Consider the following 23,520-nt stretch of genomic DNA (forward strand, 5'->3'; position numbering starts at 1 on the left):
AGCTTATAGCTACATGATTGCATGACTAACAAAATCACATTTGATTTGAAGTAATAAGACCTATCACTGAATTTGCCAGTGATAGGTCTTTTAAAGTTTCTGTTCTGTTTTTAATGCCGCGGTTTAAACGCCCGGGTAGCATTGATCGCAATCTGCCAACCATCATAGAGGTGGGCACGGCGCTCCTCTGCCATTTCCGGTGTAAAGGTTCTGCCAGCCGCGTGAATCTTGCTGACTTCGTCTAGATCTTTCCAGTAGCCTATCGCTAAGCCGGCACAAATCGCTGCACCCAGCGCTGTCGTTTCTTCCTCACTGGAACGCACGATCGGCAAGTTTAAGATGTCCGCTTGGAACTGCATCAAGTAACGGTTACGCGATGCACCACCATCGGCTAGCACTTCCACTACTGGCATTTCGGTATCTTGGCGCATGGTCTCGATAATATCCCGGGTCTGATAGGCAATGGATTGTAAAGTGGCCTTCACAAAGTCACTGCGGTTCGTTCCGCGGGTCAGTCCAAAGACCGCGCCACGGGCATCCTGATCCCAGTATGGCGCCCCTAATCCGTTAAAAGCCGGGACAACATAGACTTCGTCATCATTGGTAGATTCCATGGCAACCTGCCGAGATTGAGGGACGTTATCAATGATCTTCATGGTTTCTTGCAACCAGTTCAGCGCTGTCCCCGCCACGAAAATTGACCCTTCAAGGGCATAGGTTAATTTGCCATCTAAATCGTAAGCAATCGTTGTCAGCAGCTTATGCTTCGACAACTGTGGCTTATCGCCGGTATTCATCACGATGAAGGCACCATCACCATACGTGTTCTTGACCTCGCCGGGCTTGAACGCCATTTGACCGATCAAGGCAGCCTGTTGGTCACCAACTAACCCGCAAATAGGGACTTCAACACCATAGAATTGATAATTTTTAGTGGTCCCATACACTTCAGAACAGGAGTGAATTTCCGGTAACATCTGCTTTGGGATATTCAAGATTTTCAGGATTTCATCATCCCATTTTAAATCATGAATGTTAAACATCATCGTTCGACTGGCGTTGGTATAGTCAGTAATGTGCAACTGGCCGTCTGACAGCTTCCAAACTAACCAGCTATCCACGGTCCCCATGAGCAATTCGCCCTTTTCAGCCCGTTCTTGAGCACCAGGAACGTGATCCAGCAGCCAGCGAACCTTCGTCGCAGAGAAGTACGAATCAATCACCAGACCGGTATGCTCATGAATCATATCAGAATAGCCATCCGCCACCATCTGTTTGGCAATCGGTGCTGTTTGCTTCGACAGCCAGCCAATCGCGTGATAAATGGGCTGACCGGTTGCCTTATCCCAGATAACAGTGGTTTCACGTTGGCTTGAAATCCCAATGCCATCAATGTACTCCGGGTGGACCCCAGCATCAATCAAGGCAGTCGCAATCACCGATTGAACAGAGTTCCAAAGTTCGTTAGCGTCAACCTCAACCCAGCCATTATGCGGGTAGTATTGTGGAAATGACTTTTGACTTTCAATGACTTTCCGACCTGTGTGGTCAAATAACATGGCACGGGTCACGGAAGTCCCCTGATCGATTGCGAGTATATAATGTTCCGGCTGCTTCATTGCCATAGCAACTCATCCCTCCAACTTTGTGATAAGTAAACGGTTTCAAAACTAGTCTTACTGTATCACATTCACAAAGTTCATGTCATTCATTATGACGTAATCTCAGACAATTATTAATCTTTCTAAGTCATATTTTCATGCTTAAACGACCATGTCAACGTGGTGGCATGGTATAATGACAATATAAAAAGAAGCCCTACTAGACATAGGACTTCCTTGCAGAGCCGTTAATGACGGTGACATGTTTAGAATGTAAAAACCATTCCGGGACTCGTCAAAGTTAGCGGAATGGTTTTTATTTTAACCAAAAAAAGATAGCCCCCACACAGCATCAGCTGCGCGAGGGTTATTTGTTTGACTTAATTATCGTTTAATGACGACACGAATATCAGCAGGTTTGTCAGTATTCGTTGGGTTCAGTTCTTCTTTATAGTTAAAATCTGCTTCTTGGAAGTACTTCTTGATTTCCGCGTTGACCTTTTCGATCGGACGGTTATCGTTATCCTGTTGCGTAACCAATAGGGTATATTCTTTAGCGTCTTCATCAACGTTTTCAAATGCGTAGATTACATCTACCGTATTCAAAATTTCTTGAATCATTTGTCGTTCTGTCATTGCCATCTTCATTTACCTCGTCTAATTTTAGTTACACTACTAATGTAACCCTATTTGAGGGGAATGTTAAATAATTTCAGTCGTAAATTAAGGTTTAACAGCGTTATGCTGTATCGAAATCCCCACTTCCGCACCTTGCTTGCATTTTTCTTTCCTATCTGCTAAATTAGTGCCAACCTATTAATCGAAAAGGAGGCGCCGCCTTGCGCCCACGAATTGCTCTGCCAGCTGATACTTTAGAAGAAGCCACTAACATTATTAACGAACGTAACGCTGCTTTTGCCCCTCGTCCCGCCATTGAGGCCGTCGTGAAGGCCGGCGGTGTTCCCGTTATTTTTCCCAGCGTCGATCCTGAAGACGTTGTTGATTACCTGCCGCTTTTCGATGGTGTCGCCTTTCTTGGGGGTGCTGATGTCGATCCCACCTTTTTTGGTGAGGAACCCCACGAAAAGCTGGGCTTAACCTACCGCAAACGCGATCTTTTTGAGATTGAGTTACTCAAACAGGCGCTTGCAAAAGGGAAAGCTATTTTTGGTATCTGTCGTGGCATGCAACTCATTAATATCGGTTTGGGCGGCACCATCTATCAAGATTTATCAGAGAATCCTGAGGCCACGCTGAAGCATAACCAAGAGGCTGCAGGCAACATGCCCTCCCATCACATCTCTGTTGATCCAAGCAGTCGGCTCTTCAAACTCGTCGGTGGCAGGCCTTACGTTAATTCCCGTCACCACCAAGCCGTTGATAAAGTGGCGGACAGCCTTAAAGTGACTGCCCGTGCGGATGACGATGTGATTGAAGCCTTTGAATCTGTTGATAACGATCAGATTTTAGCCGTTCAGTGGCATCCTGAAAACATGTACAAACACCACGCGGATTCCAAAGCCCTTTTTGCTGACTTAATTGCCCGCAGTGAAAAAGTGGCTGAACGGGACCGTAAATAAGCAAACACGGCCAGTGATTACTGGTCGTTTTTTTGCATTGTTTTCTTTAACGTCTCAAAAACCTGTTTGCTTTCAGGTAACCCTGGCCACATGAGGAAGTCATGCAGCATATTCTTCATTTCGCGTACTTCAACTTGAGTGCCATCCGCCTGCTTCAGCTTAGCTGCTAATTTACGGTGATCAGGCAGCAGCAATTCCGTCGTGCCATACCACAGACTAATATGGCCCAAATGATCCATTGGGCCATTCAACGGACTCACTAATGGATCATCCAAAACCAATGTACCAGCGTAGTTAGCACCCACCTCTCGCATCGCTTGCAGGGGTAGTTCTGGATCGGTTTGGCGCCGCTTATCAATCTCAGGATCACGCATGGCCAAGTCTGACCATGGTGAAACTAACACGGTCGCACGTGGCATCGGTAATTGCCGGGCACGCAGCTGCTGCAGCAGCACTAAGGCTAGACCCGCGCCAGAAGAATCCGCCAGCCAGTAAAACTGATCATCCGGATACTCTGCCCGTAACTCCGCGTAAGCATCTAATGAAGCTGGCACCGTCTCCACCGCAGTGGATTCAGGTGCTAATGGAAATTCCAGCATGGTCGCCTTAGCGCCCATGTGCGCTGCAATCTGTTCCATCCACTGACGATGACTGTCAGTAGCGGGTACCGTATAAGCCCCACCGTGAAAAATAACAACGTGCCGGTCAGTCTCCTTCACGGGTAATAACGTGACTAACCGTCCTTTCTCTAGTGGCACCACTTTTACATCATCCGGCTGTCGGAAACGCGCAGGCTTAAGGTGATCCGTTCGCCGACTAGGATGGAGAAAACTAGTCGCTACCTGCTGCTTTAACCGACTGCGTTTCGTTTTAAATAAGAGCCAATCACCGCGTACACTCATCTATTCAATCCTCCCGATTACGAACTGTAAACCGCTGATGCTGATGCTGCGGGGATTCAATTTCATCCATAATTGCTAATGCCATGTTGCCGTTAGACAATTCCGACTTCCCATGGGAATCAACCAAGAGTTCATCCGTCCCTGTGACATAGCCGTTAGTTGGCCCAGGTCCGAAATTACGTGACGGTGAAACTGCGACCCAATCAACGTTATCAATCATTTGTAAGAACTCATATTCATAGGTTTGGTTGAGTGGCGTCCCAATCCATTTATCGTGATCAGGCATTGCTAACAATTGGTCGATCAACCGCTTGCCATCAGGCTGTTTCAAGCTTGCAGCCCCAATAATCACAACCAGCCGGATCTTCGTGTCACGTAAATCATGCACTAACTTTGTCAGTAAATCCAAGTGCAAATAAGCCACCGGTGACCCCATTGGCACTGCAAATGCATCGACAACGACATCGAACTGAGTTAAATCAGCCTTGGTTAAATCAAAGGCATCCTTTACTAGCAATTGCGCATCCTCACCCAGCACTTCGCGTCCTCGCTGTTCACTACGAACGATTGCGGTTGGCTCATGACCCCGCTTTTTAGCTTCAGCATAAAGTGCCGAGCCGGTCTTGCCATTGCCGCCAATAATGCCAATTTTCATCACGATCACCTTCCCTAGTTTGATATTAACACGATAATTATAGCGCTTTCATTGGCATTAACAAAACAATTTGCTAGGTCTGATTCACGTCTCACCGGCCTCTTGTTGACATCTTTATTTATGAAATGGCCCCAAGTTTGCGTTACAATGACATTGCATGTACACAACTTAAAGGGGGGAATTTTCCATGCAGCAAACGAATCAACGCGTACTGACAATGGACCACGGCTACAACTTTCGGGATTTAGGCGGCTACCAAACTAACGATGGTCAAACCGTAAAATGGCAACGAGTTATTCGTACCGGCACCTTGGCCTACCTATCCCAACACGATCAGCAGGCACTAGTTGATTATGGGATTAAGTTTGACGTGGACTTCCGTTCAGACGTTGAAGTTGCACAAGCCCCGGATCAAATTCCAAATGATATCCTCTACCGTCATTTACCCGTCTTTCCTGACGACAAAACGGACGCTTCCAAGTCGCAAGCGGAACTCAGTGCGGAACTGAAGACACGGAAAATGAACGGTTTTGATCACATGGTGCGTGTCTATCAAAACATGGTCACTCAGCCGCAAGCTCAGGCTGCCTACCGAGCCTTTTTTGCTGCCTTATTAACTAATACCAACGAAAAAGATGGCCTGCTTTTCCACTGTACGGCCGGTAAAGATCGGACAGGCATGGGGGCGACGTTCTTTCTATCAGCGTTAGGTGTTCCAAAAAAGATCATCAAACAAGACTACCTATTAACGAACGACATTTTAGCTTCACTGGTTCAAAATCGGCTAATCAAAGCTAAAAACGAAGGGATAACCGGCACAACTTTAGATACGATTAAAGCTCAAATGACGGTTTCCAGCGGCTATTTCGATGCTGCTATGAAAGTCATCAATGACAACTACGGCACGATGCCTCAATTTTTAAAGGACGCACTTCAATTATCAAGCGAAGACGTTAACGACTTAAAGAAACTTTACTTAACTGACTAAATAACGGAGGTTGAAAATTGAAAAAATCAGTTACACTTGGACTCCCGCTGGCGGCAGTCGCTACTGGCGCACTGTACGTTAGCCATTATTTATTTAACATTGCGTTTAAGCGGGTCAATTATGTACCTGAAACCTCCCAGGAAAAGCAGAAATATGCTGAACAGTATTATAACTACGTCGACTGGTTCCGCAAAATTCCACAGGAGACTTGGTATTTACACGAAAACGAACCCGATAAAAAACTGGTGGCCACGTTTATTCAGCACCCCGATCACCTAAAGAAAACGGTGATTATTTCTCACGGCTATAAGGGTAACCGTGAAACGATGGCTAATTACGCCCAAATGTTTTATAACATGGGCTTCAACGTTTTATTGCCTGACGATCGCGCCCACGGGGAAAGTGCCGGTCAATTTATCAACTTTGGCTGGTTAGACCGGCTCGATTATCTGACTTGGATCAATAAGCTGATCAACCTGAAAGGTGAAGACGAAAAAATTCTGCTTTTCGGTGTCAGCATGGGCGGCGCCACCATGGAAATGCTGTCTGGCGAAAATTTACCTACCCAAGTCAAAGCAATCATCGCAGATTGCGGCTACTCAAGCATTAAAGAGGAATTAACTTATCTGTTAAAAGAACAGTATCATTTACCTGAATATCCGGTTGAACCCCTGGTCAGCACGATTAATCGGCGCCGTTTAGGCTTTTACCTTGGTGATGTTTCATCAAAGGAACAGCTGAAAAAGAATCGCCGGCCGATCCTATTTATCCATGGGGGTAAAGATAAATATGTTCCCGTCAAAATGGCTTACGAAAACTATCGCGCCACTAAAGCGCCTAAGCAGCTTTGGATCGTTAAGAATGCCACTCATGCCGAAAGTTTCTGGTACAACCCAACCGCCTACCAGGCACGGGTTGCCGCCTTTTTGAAAACCTATTTCTAACGGTCAAAAAACTTCATGAATATCCTGCATGATTTTCACAAATTTATCACATTTGCTTGGTATATTTATATCATAGCAAAGGCAACAAGCTATACCTCTTAACAATAAGAGGGTACACTTCCTTGTTTCATCGGTTTCTCCCCCTAGAAACTGATTGCATGTGGGACCCATCCTCCTCCCCTAGAAAACGGGTCCCATGCTCCTCTATTTCCAATTCCCCCCTTAAATTGGAAATTAATCCCTATAAAAAAACCAAACTCCAACGAGTTTGGTTTTTTTATTGTGGTTATTTCTACAATGGGTTACTATGTGGGAGCTTTTTTACATAGCCGAATTGGGTTACACCAGGCAGACAGCTGCATGTAAAGGGCTTTAGCCATAAATCCAAGACCGGGATTTTTGGCTAAAGCCCCTTACACTCCGCTATCTAAGCGCCTGGTTTCGCACCTTAGTTTAATCCAATCCTCTCAAAAATCTCCCCCACTCTGCGGATATGGTAATGATAATCAAACGCATCATTGATATCCTCTTCTGATAAATGTGACATGATAGTTTCGTTGCCTTCCACCAGTGGACGGAACTGGAGGCCTTCATCCCAGGCCTTTGCAGTCAGCGGCTGGACTAAATCGTAGGCCGTTTCTCTTGTTAAGCCTGCCTTGATCAGTTTCAGCATGACCCGCTGACTGTAGATCAAGCCATAGGTTAATGTCATATTGTGCTTCATTCGTTCTGGGAAGACCGTCAGATTTTCTACAATATTGGCAAAACGGTGCAGCATATAATCCAGCGTTGCTGTGGTATCTGGTAGAATAATACGCTCTGCAGAAGAGTGTGAGATGTCGCGTTCATGCCAGAGCGCAACGTCTTCGTACGCCGTTTGCACGTGGCCACGGAGGACCCGTGCCAACCCGGTAATATTTTCTGAGCCAATTGGGTTACGCTTATGCGGCATTGCTGACGACCCCTTTTGCCCCTTATTGAAATGTTCTTCAACTTCATGGATCTCAGATCGCTGCAACGCACGAATTTCCGTTGCAAATTCTTCTAGACTCGTACCAATCAAAGCCAAGGTAGCAATGTAATTGGCGTGCAAATCACGCGGCAATACCTGACTGGTGATTTCCTGCGGTCTGATCCCTAACTTTTCGCAAACGTATTTTTCTACGAATGGCGGCACGTTAGCAAACGTCCCCACAGCACCGCTGATCTTACCAGCTTCAACTTCATCAGCCGCTTCGTTAAACCGGTCAATATCCCGGTTAATTTCAGAATACCAGCGGGCTAACTTCAAACCAAAGGTGGTTGGCTCGGCTTGGACACCATGTGTCCGGCCAATCATCACGGTATCCTTATATTTTAATGCCTGTTTTTTGACAACTTCTTTTAAGTGCAGCAAATCCTGCCGTAACAGTTCGTTGGCTTGTTTCAGACGGTAACCCTGCGCTGTATCCACAACGTCAGTGCTGGTCATGCCATAATGAATCCACTTGCGTTCCTCACCCAATGACTCAGAAACATCACGGGTAAACGCCACAACATCATGATGAGTAACAGCTTCGATTTCAGTAATTCGATCCTCATTAAAAGTTGCCTTCGCGTTGATCTTGTCAACGTCTTCTTGAGGGACGACCCCTAATTGAGCCCACGCTTCATCCACCGCAATTTCGACTTCCAGCCAAGATTGATACTGGTTATGAAGCGACCAAATTTTCGCCATTTCTGGGCGTGTATATCTTTCGAGCATTGTAATCCTCATTTCTGCTTGATTTCATTAAAAGACGAACATTAATTGAAATTCATAGCTGAATTTCCACTAAAATAATAACATAATCTTTGTGACTTTGCATAACTTAATTTACTGTTATTTAAAGTCTTTCTATTAATAGCTTATTTATTTTAGCCGTTATTCCTATAACCATGAACGATAATTGCTTAAAAGAAAATATTATTCGTGTTTTTACTTGATTTTCCGCAATTAAGTTGGTAATATATGAATTGCTGGGTTGTTCGCGTTTATATCAGCTCAGCAATAATCAGATATGGGGTGTTCTAATGTCATCTATAGTAGTAGTAGGGAGCCAATGGGGCGACGAAGGTAAGGGTAAGATTACCGACTTTCTTAGCAAACAGGCCGATGTCGTCGCACGTTATCAAGGTGGCGACAACGCTGGCCATACCATTGTCTTCAAAGGTGAAACTTACAAGTTACACTTAATTCCATCTGGGATCTTCTACTCAGACAAGTTAAGTGTCATTGGTAACGGTGTTGTGCTTAACCCGAAATCATTGGTTGAAGAACTCCATTACCTGCACGATCGCAACGTTTCTACGGATAATCTGCGAATTTCAAATCGGGCACACGTTATTCTGCCCTACCACATCCTCATTGATCAATTACAAGAAGCCGCTAAGACAGCCAAGATTGGTACGACTAACAAGGGTATCGGTCCTGCTTATATGGATAAAGCTGAACGAATTGGTATCCGGGTAGCTGATTTACTGGAAAAAGATACGTTTGAAGAAAAGTTACGTCAAAACCTCGAAGAAAAAAACGAAATGATCACGAAACTTTATGATCACGAACCACTAAAATTTGAAGATATCTACGAACCTTACTATGAGTATGGCCAAGAAATCAAACGCTATGTCACTGATACATCAGTAGTCATCAATGATGCTATCGATGCCGGCAAGCACGTTTTATTTGAAGGCGCGCAAGGTGTCATGCTGGATATCGACCACGGAACTTACCCATTCGTTACAAGTTCTAGCCCCGTTGCCGGTGGCGTCACGATTGGTAACGGCGTCGGTCCTTCTAAGATCGACGAAGTCGTTGGTGCCTGCAAAGCCTACACTTCCCGTGTTGGTGATGGCCCATTCCCAACTGAACTCAACAACGAAACTGGCGACTTCATCCGTGAAGCCGGCCACGAATATGGAACCGTCACGAAGCGTCCCCGTCGAATCGGCTGGTTCGATTCCGTTGTCATGCGCCATGCTAAACGTGTTTCCGGTTTAACTCACCTGTCACTCAACTGTTTAGACGTGCTCACCGGGCTGAAAACGTTAAAGATCGCCACGGCCTACGAACTTGATGGCGAAACGATTTACCATTATCCAGCTAGTCTGAAAGAACTCAAAAACAGCCAACCGATTTATGAAGAACTCCCTGGTTGGGACGAAGACATTACTGGTGTTAAGAAGTTCGAAGACTTACCCATTAATGCTCAAAATTACGTTAAACGTCTAGCTGAGTTGGTCGGTGTTGATATCGCCACTTTCTCAGTTGGCCCTGACCGGACCCAAACCAACGTTTTAATCGACGCTTGGCGAGATACTGATACACCCGTTAAAGAATAAGGAGACATGTAAATGATGAACCCAGAAGTATTTGACTACGAAGACATTCAACTGATCCCAAATAAATGTATTATTGAGAGCCGATCCGAAGCCGATACTTCAGTCAAATTCGGCCCACGGACATTTAAGATCCCGGTAGTTCCTGCAAACATGGAAACCGTGATCAATGATGACCTGGCTGTTTGGCTAGCCCAAAACGATTATTTCTATATCATGCATCGCTTCCAGCCGGAAAAGCGGCACGATTTCGTTAAAATGATGCACGGTAAAGATTTGTTTGCCTCAATCAGTGTCGGCGTGAAGCAGGAAGAGCTTGATTTCATTCAAGAATTAGCAGCCGCAAACGACGTCCCAGAGTACATTACGATTGATATCGCTCACGGCCACTCCAACTCCGTGATTCGAATGATTCAGCACATCAAGAAATACCTGCCCGATAGTTTCGTTATTGCGGGTAATGTTGGCACTCCCGAAGCCGTCCGCGAGCTGGAAAACGCCGGTGCCGATGCCACCAAAGTTGGCATTGGTCCAGGTAAGGCCTGCATCACGAAACTAAAAACCGGTTTTGGTACCGGTGGCTGGCAGTTAGCCGCTCTTCGGCTTTGCTCCAAAGCTGCTAGCAAGCCCCTCATCGCTGATGGCGGAATCCGCTACAACGGTGACATTGCTAAGTCGATTCGCTTCGGTGCCAGCATGGTTATGATTGGGTCATTGATGGCTGGTCATCAGCAATCCCCTGGTACCATGATCAAGATCGATGGTAAAACCTACAAACAATACTGGGGTTCTGCATCAGAAACCCAAAAGGGCGCTTACCGGAACGTTGAAGGCAAGCAAATGCTTGTGCCATACCGCGGTGATATTGCGGATACTTTGGCAGAAATGCAAGAAGACCTGCAAAGTTCAATTTCTTACGCTGGCGGTAATAAACTGATGGACATCCGTTTAGTGAACTATATGGTGGTTAAGAATTCCGTCATGAATGGCGATTCTTACTAAATTAACAAAAAATGGTCAACGATTATTTCAAATCGTTGACCATTTTTTAATTGTCCCGCAAAAGCTAAAGCCATCATAATAGCATTATCCCTCACCGTTGGTTATAATCAGCGTGATTGATGAACAATACCATACAGCTGCTAAAGCAATTGAAAGGCGGTGGGCACATGCCACTAATGAAAATTGATATGCTAAAGGGTCGCAAAGAGTCCGAGATCAAACAAATTCTCGATATTTCCTATCGGGTCATGCTGGATGCCTTTGGCGCACCTGAAGGTGACCGTTATCAGGTCGTTACCCAACATGAACCCTATGAAATGCAAATCTTGGATACTGGGCTGGGATTCACCCGAACGGAAAAAGTCTTAGTTTTTAGTTTGACCACACGTCCCAGAACTCGAGAACAAAAGGAAACTTTCTACCGTAACTTAGTGCAGGAGCTCTCGGATCAAATCGGCACTCGACCAGAAGACGTCATGATCAACTTAACGGTAAATTCAGATGATGACTGGAGTTTTGGTGACGGTAAAGCTCAGTTTTTAACTGGCGAACTGTAGAATAGTTGTCATTAAACAGCAATAAGCCCTATTCCGACGTGCGGTCAGAATAGGGCTTATTGTTAATGGTGATACGTCGCCACCACCAGCTGATTGTTTCTAAACTCCGCCAGATAAACGTCTTTAATTCGGTCAACGCCTTGACGTCTGAGTGCTTCTTCAAGCCATTCCTGATCCTTTTCCATCAGGTCAAGCACATCCGGATCGACCGTTCCATCGGTGATCACAGGGAATTTAATATTGGCATCCCCCTGGTTCACAATCGTTAATTGCCCACCTTGCTCCAGCACTGCCCGCTTAACCATGGCAATGTCCGCTACACCGGCCATCCGCAGTTTCAGCGCCACTTCCTTGGCCGATAAATTAGCTCGCAAACAGTTGTCCACTAATATTTCACCATTTCGAACCACCGTTACTGGCTCACCGTTCAGAAATTTTTGCATCATCTGACTATGAATCGTGATGTAGCGCATGATTAAAATCAGCAGCGACCAAATCAGTAAAATGATGATGAACTGAATCAGCGTGATGCTCGGATTGTAGAGCACCCCCCAACAATGCCACCTAATACATAGTTTTGAATCTGATCCATGGCAGAAGTTGGCGCTAAATTACTCTTCCCCGTCAGGTTAATCAAAACGGTAATAAACAAAAAACCAATCACTAACTTAATTAAGATGTCACTATATGCAAACATTAGTATCCCCCTACTACTTTAAGCTTTGTTTTCGTCAATTGGACGTTAATCTTTTCGGTAATAAACCCGGACTGGTCATCGTTATAAAGTACCCGATAATAGCGATGCTGCCGGCTGTCACGGATCAACATTTGGTCACTGGCCGTCGTCGTATTTGTTTGAAGATCTCTAGGTGAAACCCCGTTTTGTTTTGCGATTCGTTGCAAAATACCGACAACGTTACTGCTGTTGTGCTTATTATTTTGCAGGATTGAAAAATTTTGGAATTGAAAACCAATCAGCAATAAACTTCCCGTTAGAAAAATGACCAGCAGATCCCGATATTTAACTGAAGTTCGATTGCGGAAATACTTTAAAAACACCACCGCTGCAGCAATTAGCAACACTGTCAGGATGGCTAAGCGCAGATAGCTCGTCGTAAAATTTTGATTCTTTAAATAGGAATACGTGTAAAACGTCAAGTTGCAGTCCCTCCTTGCATACAGCCAAATTAATAGTTAAATTTTAACACCAAAAAGACGTTTGGCCAGATTCCAAAAAGAATCTACCCAAACGCCGTACTTTTAAAAGTTCAATTTAACCCTCTTACCCTTCGACAGGCGTCTGGGGTAACTTCTTTAACCCGATGCCCGTGTAACCACTTAAAATTGAAAAGACGGGTGACAAAAGACTGAAGAAACAAAACGGTAGAAAGGCCAGTGTGCTAACGCCCAAAGTACCAGCCGCAAAGGAACTGGCCACACCCCAGGGAACCAAGTAATTGATAACGGTCCCGCCATCTTCCAGTACCCGGCTTAAAGCCAGATTATCTAAGCCATGATCATTGAACGGCTTCTTAAAGGCTTTCCCTGGTAAAATCGTCGACAAGTACTGTTCACCAACGAATAAATTCACCGCAATGCCGGCAAAAATCCCTGCTGTTACCAGATCACCATTACGATGCAGCCGATCGACCAGTGGTTTCATCGCAATTTGAATCAAATCAAATTTCATCAGTAAGCCACCTAGCGAGAGGGTCATAAAAATCAACGAAACGGTGCCCATCATGGACGAAATGCCGCCCCGGCTCAGCAAAGCATCCACCGCTTGATTACCCGTGTGAGAAACAAAACCCGTTTCCATCATTTTAACGAGTGCTGGAACTCTAGTTGTCGGATCTTCAATAAAGATCATCCCTACCGCCACGGCGATATTGATCAATAACGTCCCAATGGCCGGTATTTTCATAAACGCACAGACGAACATGAGCAAAATCGGCAATGCTGCCCACCATGTAATCTCATAATGACCGCTGAGTACTTGGACCGTTGAGGATACTTTAGTCAGCGTATCACTACTGGTCGTACCGTGACCAAGAATGGCGTACAGAATTAATGAGACTAAGAAGGCCGGAATCGTCGACCACATTAAGTTCTTGATATGCTTAAATAAATCGGCATCCGCGATTGCTGAAGCCAGATTGGTTGAGTCAGAAAGCGGTGATGTTTTATCGCCAAAAATTGCGCCAGAAATAATTGCACCAGCCACTAAAGCAGGGTTTAAACTCATGGTCATTCCCATACCAAACAGTGCAATCCCAACGGTGGAAATCGTGGTAAACGCACTCCCAATCGAAGTCCCAATCAGGGCACAGACGATAAAGACGGAAGGCACGAACCAGCGAACACTTAGCATGTGGAAACCAGCTACCATTAAGGATGGAATAATCCCAGCAGCAATCCAAACACTAATCAATACACCAATCAAAATAAAAATAAAGATTGGCACGATCCCTGTCGATACCCCATCCGTAATCCCTTTATGAATGTCATTCCAGTTAAAATGCCGCAACCGCGCCCAAAGGATCACCAGCGCAATCACAACCAGCACGGGAATTTGCGGACTGATTCGAAAGCCAATGACGCCTACCCCCATCACAACTAACATCATTAATAAAACGGCGATTGCTTCGCCAAATTTAATGTTCGACCGTTTTTCCATCGTTAACAATCCCTTCTAATAAAAAATCGCCCCCGATACGTCATAAACGCAACAGGGACGATTGGACTAACCGTGGTACCACCCAGCTTAGGAGTCACAGACTCCTCACTCACTAGATGATAACGGATCTAGAACTTTCCGTACGATGTTTCCCAGTATTTGGTTACACAGCCCTGATCGGTTCGCAGCAACCACCGACTTTCTGACACCCAGACTGAGCACTACTTGAGTTGAGAAACAATAAAGTAGTTTTATGCTATCATGCCGCCCAGTGAGTGTCAAGAACAGGTCATTATCACAACGACGCAAAAGGCAGCAATCATTTAAAAAAATCTTAGATTTCCTAACTCACCATTAATTATTTGTGATACTTTTATAGTGTAGTGTTAACAATTATTAGGGGGGATTTATCATGAGTGAAACAGTAACGCCAAGCTTCTGTCCCAATTGCGGTGCAAAGCTGAAGCCAGGGGCTAAATTTTGTACCAGCTGCGGTTTTGACTTAACGCAATTCAACGCACAGTTACACCAACAGGCGACTCAGAGGGCCACACAACAGCAAACGGTTCAGCAACCGCATCAGCCTAATCCAAATGTTGCAGCCGCCAAGAATTATTCCACGAACTATTTTAGTTGGCTATGGGACTCAATTAAACATCCTAGCCAAACCGATATCAAAGCTAACAAATTTTTTGGTGCGACTTCCTTTGCCATTTCGTCAGTGTTGATCGGTATTATTAGTATGGTCGGCTTGTACCGAATCTTCGATGCAATATCCAAGTTCGAATCCGATCTCGATTCATTTGTGAACAGCTTAGGCGAGGCAGAAAGCGAAGCTCCCACCACGCCCGTCCCAACCGGCAACGGCTTTACCATCTTTCTAAAGGTCTTTATCATTGCACTTATTTTTACCGCTATGTTCGTTTTAGTTGGCTGGCTGATTCGGCGTTATATGCTTGGGGATGAACACGAAAGTTACCTTAGTTTTGCGACCCGTTTAGCTGGTTACAGCAACATCAACATGATTTTCTTGCTCCTTGCCCTGATCTTTATTGCCTTATTAAATGCACTGGCGGGCGGTGCCCTGTTATTTATCTTCTTAGGACTATGTTCTACCGTCTACTTTGTTGGTTACGCCTACGCCATTCTGGAGTTCAATCAGACTCGTGGGATGGATAAAATCTATGCGCTTCTAATCGCATTGATCGTTAACAGTTTCTTAAGTATGATTCTGATGAGTATCGTTGGTGCTTCAGTTCTTTAATTTTAATAGTCATGATTAACAAAATCCCTGACGGCCACAAAGGTCATCAGGGATTTTTCCTACTTAAAGGGCGTCACATGTTCTGCTTTAGCGCGCTTTTCCAACGCATCCGTCAACCGATTCGTCACACTCAGTGGCACTTGAATAAGCGGCGTTAAAATACCGGGGCGCTCTGGGTCTGGCACTTCGGCCGTGGCTTTTCGATCAGGCACCATCGTTTCGAGGTCCGCTTTAGTTAAATGAAACTGTCGGGCAAAGTAAATCACTTCTTGGTAAGCCATGTTTTTAAAGTAGAAGTAGTACATAAACCCAGCCGCAGCAACGTACCAAAAAACGGTCCATGACAGCCCAATTCTAGCTGGATCTAGTAACTTAAAAACGACTGCACAGATAACAAAAACAACGTAGATCGCTACGGAGATCACCGTCCACTTCGCTCGATGTGTCAAAAAATCGCTCCTCTGTTTAGTGACTTTGTTCCGCTTAAATTCTAAACACTACCATGTCGCATGAGACGCTTTAACAGCCGCCAAATTCATTTACGAGCACCATAATTTTGTGACTTTTTCAGCCAGTCAGCGTTTTGCGGATCAGGACCAACCCGCTTACCCTGATCTAGCTTGGCAATTTCTGCCATTTCAGCTTCATCCAAGCCAAAAGCGAAGATATCGCGGTTAGCTTTAACCCGGTCTTCGTGAATGGACTTTGGAATGACGATTTCTTCTCGTTGAACGTGCCAACGTAAGATAACTTGCGCTGGGGTCACGTTATGCGTTTCTGCCAGCTTAACAAAGAGCGGATCCTTAATGGCGTTGTTTTTACCGCCACCAAGCGGACTCCAAGCTTCATGCTGGATGCCTTGGGATTCCAAATAAGCGTGAAGTGCCGTTTGCTGGAAGTAAGGGTGCGTTTCAATTTGGTCAATTTCAGGCTTAATGTCAGTCTTACTCATCAAATCTTCCAGTTGATTTTGTTCAAAGTTTGAGACACCAATATTTTTGATCTTGCCCTCACGGTAAAGATCTTCCATAGCTTTCCAGCTATCAACATAGCCTGGTGCTGGCCAATGAATCAGGTAAAGATCCAAATAATCCAAGCCTAATTTAGTTAAACTCTCTTGGAAGGCCTGCTTCGTTTCATCATACCCGCGAACATTGTTCCAAAGTTTGGAGGTCACAAAAAGATCTTTACGATCCAAGCCACTTTCACGGATAGCTTCACCAACCCACTGTTCATTACCATAATATGCGGCAGTATCAATGTGCCGGTAGCCAGCCGCTAAAGCCCACTTGACCGAGTTTTTAATATCACTTTCGTTATCAACTTGGAACACCCCCAAGCCTAATTGAGGAATCGTGTTCCCATTTGCTAGCGGAATTTGAGGAATATCATTGTGCAAAATAAAAACCACCTTTCAAAAGTTATGTAGTCTTTCTGCTTCAAGAATCATCAGTATCAGCCATCTATTGGCTTTCACACCGCACCCTTTAATTCTACCATACACCACCCCCATTTTTTCACCGACAAAATTTTACAAAATCAGTAAAAAATAGTAAACTTTACAGCTAAATGAGTTAAACTAACACTAGTAGTATTTAATGGCTTGTTCGCTCGTTCTTGATATTGGAGGTATTTTACGTGAATAATCAAGAACCGCAATCGCGCATGCAACGCTATAATTTCAACACCGATGATCAGTCTGCCTCGAAGCGCAAACCGCCGAAAAAGCCGTCGCACTTCCGACAGATTGTGGTCAGCTTTCTAATCACACTTGTGCTGGTCGTGGGTGTTGGTGTTTGGCTTGCTAACCGCTCGACAAAAGTCGAAAATGGTGCTCAAAACACCGAACAATCTGTTAAGGATAATAGTTCTAGTCACACCGAGTCTGACAACGCGTCTAAGGAGACGGGCAACTCAGACTCAAACAATTCTACCGATGATAAAGAAATCACTTCATCTCAGCGAAGCTCTTTGCAAAGTTCGATTAATCAGGAATCAGATGCAACAATTAAGAACAGCGAACAAAAAAAGCTAGACGACACGAAAACCAAATCCGGTAACCAGCAATCGTCCAGCTCAGCCAATACTACTTCTAACTCAGCTGGGTCATCCAAGAAAACCGACAACAGTAAAAAGAACTCAGGATCCATCACTTTCAGTCAGTCTCATACCTTCTCTTCCGTCGCAGACGCCAAGAGTTGGGCCCAAGCCACGAAATCGCAATGGCTGAAGGATGGTTATTCCACCTATACGATTACTTCAGATGCACAGGGTAACTACGTGCTTCGGTTTGTGAAGTAATGAGTCGAACACTATTAAGTCGAACTTGATCAAAAGCAGCGTCCCCAGACACCTTATCGTGTTTGGGAACGCTGCTTTTGAATTGGGGCTTATTTAACGGGTTTAAACCGGGAAAAATCCAACTGCATGATTAAGATCGCAATAATAATTAAAACGCCACCCAGCAATAAATGGACGGTGAAGGGTTCAAACCCTAAAGCAACCGAAAAGAGGCTGCCAAACATCGATTCCGTCATGAGAATCAGACCGGCCGGCGTAGGATCGGTAAACCGCTGACCGATAATTTGGAGCGATTGAGCGCCAAATGAAGAAACGATTCCTAAAACAATCACTGGCCACAACCCGGCCTGCCAGTTAATTGCACCATAACTCGCATGTTCAAATAACAGTGACCAGATCAAGCCAAAACCGCTTTGCGTGATTCCTAGCATAAATGACAGCACAAAGGGACTCGTATTCATTGTCCGCATGCCAAAATAGACAATTTGAAGCGCGTAAAAGAACGCGGAAATGAGTGTCAATAAATCACCAATGTGCAACGTAAATCCGTTTTGCAAAATGTTGGTCAGAAAGCCCATCCCAACAATCGCAATAATAATGGCAGGATAACTCTTTGCTTCGGGCCGACGCTTATAAATCACCCAAATAATAATGGGAATAATCACCACGTAAATCGCCGTTAAGAACGCATTGTTTGACGGTGTGGTATAGCGCAAGCCCCAAGTCTGGAACTGATAACCTAAAAAATTAATTAAACCGGCGGATAACCCTATCTGGATATCAGCCCGGCTCATTTTCATAATGGCTTTGTGGAAAAACAGAAAAGCTAAACCAGTGTAAATCAGCCCTCTGATGGCATTGATCAAGCCGGCTTGCATATGCGCGTTAGTCGCCATTTTGGAAAAGATATACCCGGCACCCCAGATCATTGCTGCCATCAGCAGCATTAGATTGGCGCGCCCCTTTGATATTTGCATGGTGCGGTTATTCCCCCTCTAAGAACGCCAGCGCCAACTTCCGATACAGCACAGTCGCCTGTAAAAATTCGTCGATTTCCACGTATTCATCCGCCTCGTGAGACGTATTGGTTCCGGGACCGTAAACAATGGCCGAGAACCGGGCTTTCGACTGTAAAAATTCTGACGCATCACTAGCACCGCCAGAGCCAACCGGGATCACACGGTTACCAATGATCCGGTGACCAATTTTTTGCGCTAGTTTGACTAACGGCGCGTCTGGCCGGCCGGGAATTGCTTCCTCTGGATAGCTATAGGACAACTTCAACTGAAAACCTGAACGGTCATTTAGACGATGGACAAGTTTTTCCAGTATATCATAAATCATCTGATTCGGATAAGCCGGAATAGTCCGTACATTAGCTGAAAGTCGGGCTTTTCCTGGAATTGTATTGATCTGTTCACCACCAGATATCAGATCAACGTTATGCAGCAAGCCTCCTAAAACTGGATCGATTTTATCGAGACCCTGCATCATTGCCGTAATTTCGTTATAAAATACGATCAAATTATCGATGGCGTTGATTCCCTTGGTCGACTGCGCGCTGTGCACTGATTTGCCGATTGAATCCACGTGATAATCAATCACACCACGCGCGGTATAGGCAATTTTATCTAAGCCGGTGGGCTCAGCAATCACCAAACCTGCCAACTGGTCTGCATAGCCGGCTTTAGTCAGCTGGGCCGCGCCGTATTCACCGGTCTCTTCTCCCACCGTTGCCAGCAGGCGGATTGAGCCTTTTAAAGGTGTCTTGTCTGCCAGCAATTCCAACATGGCAATCACAATGGCAGCCAGGCCACTTTTCATATCCGACGCCCCCCGGCCGTAAAGCTGGCCATCAACGATTTCACCGGCAAAGGGGTCGTGATGCCACTGACTCAGGTCCCCTGGATCAACCACATCTTCGTGACCCGATAAACCAAGTTGTTTTCCATTGGGATGACCAATGGTAACCACTAAGTTATCGCGACCGGGCGAATAAGTGACAAATTCCACCTGGGCTGATTCTCGATAGGGTTCAAATAATGACGCTAGATAGCGTGCTACGGCCGCTTCATTGCCGTTGACTGACTGAATTTGAATCAATTTTTGTAAGATTGCAATTTTTTCAGTATTTTCCACTTTGGCCCCCGCCTTACAGTTGTTTAGAGACAGCATACTCCGCCACCCGCTTTGAATGCAATATCAATCTATTTCAATCAGCCCCTTCAAACAGCCGTTATCGCACGAAATCTAAATTGCGTTATAATAAGAACAAGTTCGATAAAGGAGCGTGACCGTGATGCAAATTGAAGTGCCTGTGACAAACGGTTATTTACCAGATATTTACGGCAAATATGCACCAGAAAAATACCGAATTGACGACGGTCCTGTCCGTTCTTTTCCCATTAAAATTATGGCTGCACCAGCCGATACCAAAACGTTTGCTGTTGTCATGATCGATCATGACGCAATCCCCGTTAGCGGTTTTACCTGGATTCACTGGGTTGCTGCCAACTTACCAGGAGATTTAATAACGATCCCTGAAAACGCGAGTCAAAGCGGTGAAATCCCGATGACCTTTGGTAATAATTCCAGTGCTGGCGGCTTGGTTCATAATCAAAATCCGCTGACTAGCCAGCACTATAATGGCCCAATGCCACCGAACAAGGATCATCGTTACACAGTGATCGTGTACGCACTGGACAGCAAGTTACCGCTAAAAGACGGCTTTTGGCTTAACGATCTGCACGATACCATGAAGGATCACGTTTTGGCTGAAGCTAGTCAGGTTGTTTTAGGCCGTGCCTAAATGGCCATTTCATCCAAATTCCGCGTAAGCTATAATAGGAGAGAAAAAATGTTAAAATACCAATCAATAGTCGTACCATTAGATACCTCGAAATTTGCTGAATTGGCACTGGCAAAGGCAGTTGCTGTCGCAATTCGAAACGAATCCCACCTAGACCTGCTCAGTATCATTGACACTCATCAATCCAACTACTATGGCGGGCTATCAAACGGTAGCATTGTTAACTCATTAGTCGAAGACGCTACCGAATATTTAGCTGAATTAACGAGTCAGGTCAAGGAAAAATATGGGCTAACTGATATTAGTACGCATATTCGCTTTGGTAACCCCAAAACGGTGATTGCCTTGGACTTCACTAAGGAACACCATAACGACCTCATCATGATGGGCGCCACTGGGATGGGCGCATTAGAGCGTGTCATGACGGGATCTGTGACTGATTTTGTTACCCGTAACGCTACCTGCGACGTGCTGGTCGTTCGGACTAACTTAGCCAATCAACCCGGCGAAAAAATCGAAAGTCCCTTTCGGACAACGATGAGCCAAGAACAGGAAGAAAATTAATTATCTTAAAAAAGGGCAGGAAGGGTCGAATTGACAGTCTTTCAATTCGACCCTTCTTTCATTCTCATCATTCAACTATCTAGGAAATCAAACGAGGTACAACGCATGGAAGGTTCAAAATTCAAAAAAATCAACCTCTTTCAGCTGGTCATGCTGGCACTGGGATCCTTAATCGGTTCCGGCTGGCTGTTCGGTTCTTGGGAGGCAACTAAAATTGCCGGCCCAGCCGCAATTTTTTCCTGGATCATTGGGGGCATCGTCATTGGCTCCATCGCCTATGATTACGTCGAAATTGGCGCAATGTTTCCAGAATCTGGCGGTATGAGTAAATACGCTCAGTATTCTCATGGCTCACTACTTGGATTCATTGCGGCTTGGGCCAACTGGGTTTCATTGATCACATTGATTCCAATCGAAGCCGTTGCCGCGGTTCAGTACATGAGTACCTGGCCATGGTCATGGGCTCACTGGACTCACCGTTTTCTTAGCAACGGTGTCATCACAACCAGTGGCTTGTTTGTGGTATTTGGCTTCATCCTGGTCTTCACCGCGTTAAATTTCTGGTCAGTCAAAATTTTGACCCGGTTCACCAGTTTGATCTCAGTCTTTAAAATTGGCATCCCGCTACTGACCATTGTCATGCTGACACTTTCAGGGTTTCACCCTGGCAACTACGGCAGTAACCTGCAAACCTTTATGCCCTATGGCTCGGCACCCATTTTCACTGCCACTTCTGCTGCTGGTATTATCTTTTCGTTTGATGCCTTTCAGACCGTTATTAATATGGGCGGTGAAATTGAACATCCAAAGAAAAATATTGGTCGTGGGATCACAATTTCATTACTGATCAGCGGGATTTTATACGTCATTTTGCAAAGCACCTTTATCACCGCGATTCCACCGAAAATGATTGCAGCGACCGGGTGGCATGGCATCGTCTTTAACTCGCCATTTGCTGACATGGCTATCTTACTTGGTATCCACTGGCTTTCCGTCCTGCTATACATGGACGCCTTCGTTTCACCATTTGGCACCGGTGTGTCCTTCGTGGCCAATACCGCCAGAGCGCTATTTGCGATGGAAGGTAACCGTCACGTGCCGCACTTTCTGGGCAGGATCAACTTAAAATACGGTATTCCCCGCTACGCCATGATGGTCAATACTTTACTGAGTATGGTGATGGTCACAGTCTTTCGCTCATGGGCAGTCCTGGCAACAGTGTTATCGACCGCCACTCTGATTGCCTACTTAACCGGCCCAGTGACCGCTGTTTCACTGCGAAAAATGGGGCCGAAGCTCTACCGGCCGATTCGCTTAAAAAGGCTGCCGTGGATTGCGCCAATGTCCTTTGTGCTCGCTTCACTGGCTACTTACTGGGCCATGTGGCCAACTACCGTTCAAGTCATTCTCATTATTTTATTGGGCCTGCCCTTTTATTTCTACTATGAATGGCGGAATCACTTTGCTTCAACTCGTCAAGCCTTTAAAGCTAGTGGCTGGATGATCGGCTACCTCATTTTCATTTCAATCATGTCCTTCATTGGCAGTCATCAATTTAACGGCTTAAACTGGATTCCCTACCCATTGGACTTTATCGTAATTATCATTGCATCACTAGGCTTCTACTGGTGGGGTATTCGTAGCTACATTGTGACCGAGGACTTTGGCAAAGCCCAGAAACTGAATCAAGAGGCCAAGGAACGAGGCGAAATGGAAGATGATGAATAACCTATTCGAACTTTACTTAGAAGATGATGACGACTCCTTTATTGTGGGCACCAGTATCGCGGAAAATGAGCAGCAGCTCTTGCTCGTCTCAATCGATGATAACGGTCAGGTCGACAGCGTAGAAGTGATTGACCGCGCTCACATTTCAAAAGTCGTCACTGACTCCTCCTACCTAGACTTTTGCCAGTCAATGATCAAGGAAAATCAAGCAGCACATATTTTTGATCCTTTTCAGTTAGCTCAGCAGTTACCACACAACTGGCAGTCTACCGACCGTTTATTGGCTGAGTGCCAAGGCGAGCAGCGATTGATCAGCATTGTGACTGGGCCTGAAATCTATGCTGGCCGCGTCTCTTTAATCAGTGAGCATCAGATTGGCCTTCAGCTAGTCGACTTTGAATCCGTCTCTTTCGGAGCACCTACTTTGATCGATAAATCGGATGTGATGGTCATTGACTATGTCAGCCGACAAAATTATTACGTGACAAAGTATTGGAAAACAAAGGGTCAACAATCATAGTTACCCCAATAAAAATAGCTGATCCATCAGTCAGAAACTGATGAATCAGCTATTTTGTGATGCGATCAATG

25 protein-coding genes are annotated in these 23,520 nt (G+C 45.3%); 12 read left to right on the plus strand and 13 right to left on the minus strand.

All coding sequences use genetic code 11. From position 1 onward, the window contains the following. Positions 1-110 precede the first annotated feature (110 nt). Both glpK and IWT5_RS01000 read right to left on the minus strand, forming a co-directional pair. Complete coding sequence (gene glpK, locus IWT5_RS00995; protein ID WP_089108092.1) at positions 111-1,625, minus strand: glycerol kinase GlpK; 1,515 nt, start codon at positions 1,623-1,625, stop codon at positions 111-113. A gap of 360 nt (positions 1,626-1,985) precedes the next feature. Then, positions 1,986-2,237, minus strand: coding sequence for a hypothetical protein (locus IWT5_RS01000; RefSeq protein WP_089108167.1), 252 nt, complete (start codon positions 2,235-2,237; stop codon positions 1,986-1,988). Between the two features lie 203 nt (positions 2,238-2,440). Here IWT5_RS01000 and IWT5_RS01005 point away from each other — a divergent pair, with 203 nt between their 5' ends. After that, positions 2,441-3,181: a gamma-glutamyl-gamma-aminobutyrate hydrolase family protein gene (locus IWT5_RS01005; RefSeq protein ID WP_089108093.1), complete on the plus strand. Its 741-nt coding sequence runs from the start codon at positions 2,441-2,443 to the stop codon at positions 3,179-3,181. 17 nt (positions 3,182-3,198) lie between these two features. On the opposite strand, the gene IWT5_RS01010 is transcribed toward IWT5_RS01005, so the two are convergent. Then, positions 3,199-4,083 carry an alpha/beta hydrolase fold domain-containing protein gene (locus IWT5_RS01010; protein ID WP_089108094.1) on the minus strand — a complete coding sequence of 295 codons (885 nt, stop codon included), beginning with the start codon at positions 4,081-4,083 and terminating at the stop codon, positions 3,199-3,201. Positions 4,084-4,087: 4 nt separating this feature from the next. Next, on the minus strand, positions 4,088-4,738 hold the full coding sequence (locus IWT5_RS01015; protein WP_225360174.1) for an NAD(P)H-binding protein: 651 nt from the start codon (positions 4,736-4,738) through the stop codon (positions 4,088-4,090). A 187-nt stretch (positions 4,739-4,925) separates the two neighbouring features. On the opposite strand from IWT5_RS01015, the gene IWT5_RS01020 reads away from it, so the two are divergent. Both IWT5_RS01020 and IWT5_RS01025 read left to right on the plus strand, forming a co-directional pair. After that, positions 4,926-5,726, plus strand: coding sequence for a tyrosine-protein phosphatase (locus IWT5_RS01020; protein ID WP_089108096.1), 801 nt, complete (start codon positions 4,926-4,928; stop codon positions 5,724-5,726). Between the two features lie 17 nt (positions 5,727-5,743). Beyond that, positions 5,744-6,670: an alpha/beta hydrolase gene (locus tag IWT5_RS01025; protein WP_089108097.1), complete on the plus strand. Its 927-nt coding sequence runs from the start codon at positions 5,744-5,746 to the stop codon at positions 6,668-6,670. A gap of 448 nt (positions 6,671-7,118) precedes the next feature. On the opposite strand, the gene purB is transcribed toward IWT5_RS01025, so the two are convergent. Beyond that, positions 7,119-8,414, minus strand: coding sequence for an adenylosuccinate lyase (purB, locus tag IWT5_RS01030; RefSeq protein WP_089108098.1), 1,296 nt, complete (start codon positions 8,412-8,414; stop codon positions 7,119-7,121). A 308-nt stretch (positions 8,415-8,722) separates the two neighbouring features. On the opposite strand from purB, the gene IWT5_RS01035 reads away from it, so the two are divergent. The 3 genes from IWT5_RS01035 (at position 8,723) to IWT5_RS01045 (ending at position 11,586) form a co-directional block, all read left to right on the plus strand. After that, positions 8,723-10,030 carry an adenylosuccinate synthase gene (locus tag IWT5_RS01035; protein ID WP_089108099.1) on the plus strand — a complete coding sequence of 436 codons (1,308 nt, stop codon included), beginning with the start codon at positions 8,723-8,725 and terminating at the stop codon, positions 10,028-10,030. A 15-nt stretch (positions 10,031-10,045) separates the two neighbouring features. Beyond that, positions 10,046-11,029, plus strand: coding sequence for a GMP reductase (locus IWT5_RS01040; protein WP_089108168.1), 984 nt, complete (start codon positions 10,046-10,048; stop codon positions 11,027-11,029). A 167-nt stretch (positions 11,030-11,196) separates the two neighbouring features. After that, the gene (locus tag IWT5_RS01045) at positions 11,197-11,586 is read left to right on the plus strand and encodes a tautomerase family protein (protein ID WP_089108100.1); all 390 of its coding nucleotides are present in this window, start codon (positions 11,197-11,199) and stop codon (positions 11,584-11,586) included. A 62-nt stretch (positions 11,587-11,648) separates the two neighbouring features. Here the strand turns inward: IWT5_RS01045 and IWT5_RS01050 are convergent, their stop codons facing one another. The 4 genes from IWT5_RS01050 to nhaC all read right to left on the minus strand — a co-directional run bounded on the left by IWT5_RS01050 (position 11,649) and on the right by nhaC (position 14,263). Then, positions 11,649-12,134, minus strand: a complete 486-nt coding sequence (locus tag IWT5_RS01050; RefSeq protein ID WP_439959069.1) for a DUF421 domain-containing protein — start codon at positions 12,132-12,134, stop codon at positions 11,649-11,651. Further along, the gene (locus IWT5_RS12495) at positions 12,107-12,283 is read right to left on the minus strand and encodes a DUF421 domain-containing protein (protein WP_439959070.1); all 177 of its coding nucleotides are present in this window, start codon (positions 12,281-12,283) and stop codon (positions 12,107-12,109) included. Before IWT5_RS12495 ends, IWT5_RS01050 begins: the two co-directional genes overlap by 28 nt. Further along, positions 12,283-12,744, minus strand: a complete 462-nt coding sequence (locus IWT5_RS01055) for a DUF3290 family protein (RefSeq protein WP_159459254.1) — start codon at positions 12,742-12,744, stop codon at positions 12,283-12,285. Before IWT5_RS01055 ends, IWT5_RS12495 begins: the two co-directional genes overlap by 1 nt. 124 nt (positions 12,745-12,868) lie before the next feature. Next, a complete protein-coding gene (gene nhaC, locus IWT5_RS01060; protein ID WP_089108102.1) occupies positions 12,869-14,263 on the minus strand; it encodes a Na+/H+ antiporter NhaC in 1,395 nt (464 codons plus the stop codon). Between the two features lie 412 nt (positions 14,264-14,675). Between nhaC and IWT5_RS01065 the strand changes: the two genes are divergently transcribed. Further along, positions 14,676-15,527 (plus strand): zinc ribbon domain-containing protein, encoded by an 852-nt coding sequence (locus IWT5_RS01065; RefSeq protein WP_089108103.1) that lies wholly within the window; start codon positions 14,676-14,678, stop codon positions 15,525-15,527. Positions 15,528-15,586: 59 nt separating this feature from the next. Here IWT5_RS01065 and IWT5_RS01070 read toward each other — a convergent pair whose 3' ends face one another. After that, positions 15,587-15,976: a hypothetical protein gene (locus IWT5_RS01070; RefSeq protein WP_089108104.1), complete on the minus strand. Its 390-nt coding sequence runs from the start codon at positions 15,974-15,976 to the stop codon at positions 15,587-15,589. An 86-nt stretch (positions 15,977-16,062) separates the two neighbouring features. After that, positions 16,063-16,926 carry an aldo/keto reductase gene (locus IWT5_RS01075; protein WP_089108105.1) on the minus strand — a complete coding sequence of 288 codons (864 nt, stop codon included), beginning with the start codon at positions 16,924-16,926 and terminating at the stop codon, positions 16,063-16,065. 239 nt (positions 16,927-17,165) lie between these two features. Between IWT5_RS01075 and IWT5_RS01080 the strand changes: the two genes are divergently transcribed. Continuing rightward, on the plus strand, positions 17,166-17,828 hold the full coding sequence (locus IWT5_RS01080; RefSeq protein ID WP_089108106.1) for a hypothetical protein: 663 nt from the start codon (positions 17,166-17,168) through the stop codon (positions 17,826-17,828). A gap of 89 nt (positions 17,829-17,917) precedes the next feature. Here IWT5_RS01080 and IWT5_RS01085 read toward each other — a convergent pair whose 3' ends face one another. Both IWT5_RS01085 and IWT5_RS01090 read right to left on the minus strand, forming a co-directional pair. Then, the gene (locus tag IWT5_RS01085; protein WP_191981266.1) at positions 17,918-18,805 is read right to left on the minus strand and encodes a DMT family transporter; all 888 of its coding nucleotides are present in this window, start codon (positions 18,803-18,805) and stop codon (positions 17,918-17,920) included. A gap of 7 nt (positions 18,806-18,812) precedes the next feature. Further along, the gene (locus IWT5_RS01090) at positions 18,813-19,967 is read right to left on the minus strand and encodes an ArgE/DapE family deacylase (protein ID WP_089108107.1); all 1,155 of its coding nucleotides are present in this window, start codon (positions 19,965-19,967) and stop codon (positions 18,813-18,815) included. Positions 19,968-20,127: 160 nt separating this feature from the next. Here IWT5_RS01090 and IWT5_RS01095 point away from each other — a divergent pair, with 160 nt between their 5' ends. The 4 genes from IWT5_RS01095 to IWT5_RS01110 all read left to right on the plus strand — a co-directional run bounded on the left by IWT5_RS01095 (position 20,128) and on the right by IWT5_RS01110 (position 23,449). After that, entirely contained in the window at positions 20,128-20,637 is a 510-nt protein-coding gene (locus IWT5_RS01095) for a YbhB/YbcL family Raf kinase inhibitor-like protein (RefSeq protein ID WP_089108108.1), read from the plus strand. A gap of 48 nt (positions 20,638-20,685) precedes the next feature. Next, the gene (locus tag IWT5_RS01100; protein ID WP_089108109.1) at positions 20,686-21,201 is read left to right on the plus strand and encodes a universal stress protein; all 516 of its coding nucleotides are present in this window, start codon (positions 20,686-20,688) and stop codon (positions 21,199-21,201) included. A 105-nt stretch (positions 21,202-21,306) separates the two neighbouring features. After that, entirely contained in the window at positions 21,307-22,929 is a 1,623-nt protein-coding gene (locus IWT5_RS01105) for an APC family permease (protein WP_089108110.1), read from the plus strand. Then, positions 22,919-23,449, plus strand: a complete 531-nt coding sequence (locus tag IWT5_RS01110; RefSeq protein WP_089108111.1) for a hypothetical protein — start codon at positions 22,919-22,921, stop codon at positions 23,447-23,449. Before IWT5_RS01105 ends, IWT5_RS01110 begins: the two co-directional genes overlap by 11 nt. Positions 23,450-23,520: the final 71 nt, after the last annotated feature.

Origin of the sequence: Secundilactobacillus mixtipabuli, assembly GCF_002217925.1 — a bacterium.
GTDB classification, from domain to species: Bacteria; Bacillota; Bacilli; order Lactobacillales; family Lactobacillaceae; genus Secundilactobacillus; species Secundilactobacillus mixtipabuli.

Excerpts from the sequence above, each read along its gene's own strand:
- IWT5_RS01020 (WP_089108096.1), top strand. The coding sequence starts at position 4,926 with ATGCAGCAAACGAATCAACGCGTACTGACAATGGACCACGGCTACAAC.
- IWT5_RS01110 (WP_089108111.1), top strand. The coding sequence starts at position 22,919 with ATGATGAATAACCTATTCGAACTTTACTTAGAAGATGATGACGACTCC.
- IWT5_RS12495 (WP_439959070.1), bottom strand. The coding sequence starts at position 12,283 with ATGTTTGCATATAGTGACATCTTAATTAAGTTAGTGATTGGTTTTTTG.
- IWT5_RS01010 (WP_089108094.1), bottom strand. The coding sequence starts at position 4,083 with ATGAGTGTACGCGGTGATTGGCTCTTATTTAAAACGAAACGCAGTCGG.
- IWT5_RS01065 (WP_089108103.1), top strand. The coding sequence starts at position 14,676 with ATGAGTGAAACAGTAACGCCAAGCTTCTGTCCCAATTGCGGTGCAAAG.
- IWT5_RS01100 (WP_089108109.1), top strand. The coding sequence starts at position 20,686 with ATGTTAAAATACCAATCAATAGTCGTACCATTAGATACCTCGAAATTT.
- IWT5_RS01085 (WP_191981266.1), bottom strand. The coding sequence starts at position 18,805 with ATGCAAATATCAAAGGGGCGCGCCAATCTAATGCTGCTGATGGCAGCA.
- IWT5_RS01105 (WP_089108110.1), top strand. The coding sequence starts at position 21,307 with ATGGAAGGTTCAAAATTCAAAAAAATCAACCTCTTTCAGCTGGTCATG.
- nhaC (WP_089108102.1), bottom strand. The coding sequence starts at position 14,263 with ATGGAAAAACGGTCGAACATTAAATTTGGCGAAGCAATCGCCGTTTTA.
- purB (WP_089108098.1), bottom strand. The coding sequence starts at position 8,414 with ATGCTCGAAAGATATACACGCCCAGAAATGGCGAAAATTTGGTCGCTT.
- IWT5_RS01015 (WP_225360174.1), bottom strand. The coding sequence starts at position 4,738 with ATGAAAATTGGCATTATTGGCGGCAATGGCAAGACCGGCTCGGCACTT.
- IWT5_RS01040 (WP_089108168.1), top strand. The coding sequence starts at position 10,046 with ATGAACCCAGAAGTATTTGACTACGAAGACATTCAACTGATCCCAAAT.
- IWT5_RS01000 (WP_089108167.1), bottom strand. The coding sequence starts at position 2,237 with ATGACAGAACGACAAATGATTCAAGAAATTTTGAATACGGTAGATGTA.
- IWT5_RS01095 (WP_089108108.1), top strand. The coding sequence starts at position 20,128 with ATGCAAATTGAAGTGCCTGTGACAAACGGTTATTTACCAGATATTTAC.
- IWT5_RS01045 (WP_089108100.1), top strand. The coding sequence starts at position 11,197 with ATGCCACTAATGAAAATTGATATGCTAAAGGGTCGCAAAGAGTCCGAG.
- glpK (WP_089108092.1), bottom strand. The coding sequence starts at position 1,625 with ATGGCAATGAAGCAGCCGGAACATTATATACTCGCAATCGATCAGGGG.
- IWT5_RS01035 (WP_089108099.1), top strand. The coding sequence starts at position 8,723 with ATGTCATCTATAGTAGTAGTAGGGAGCCAATGGGGCGACGAAGGTAAG.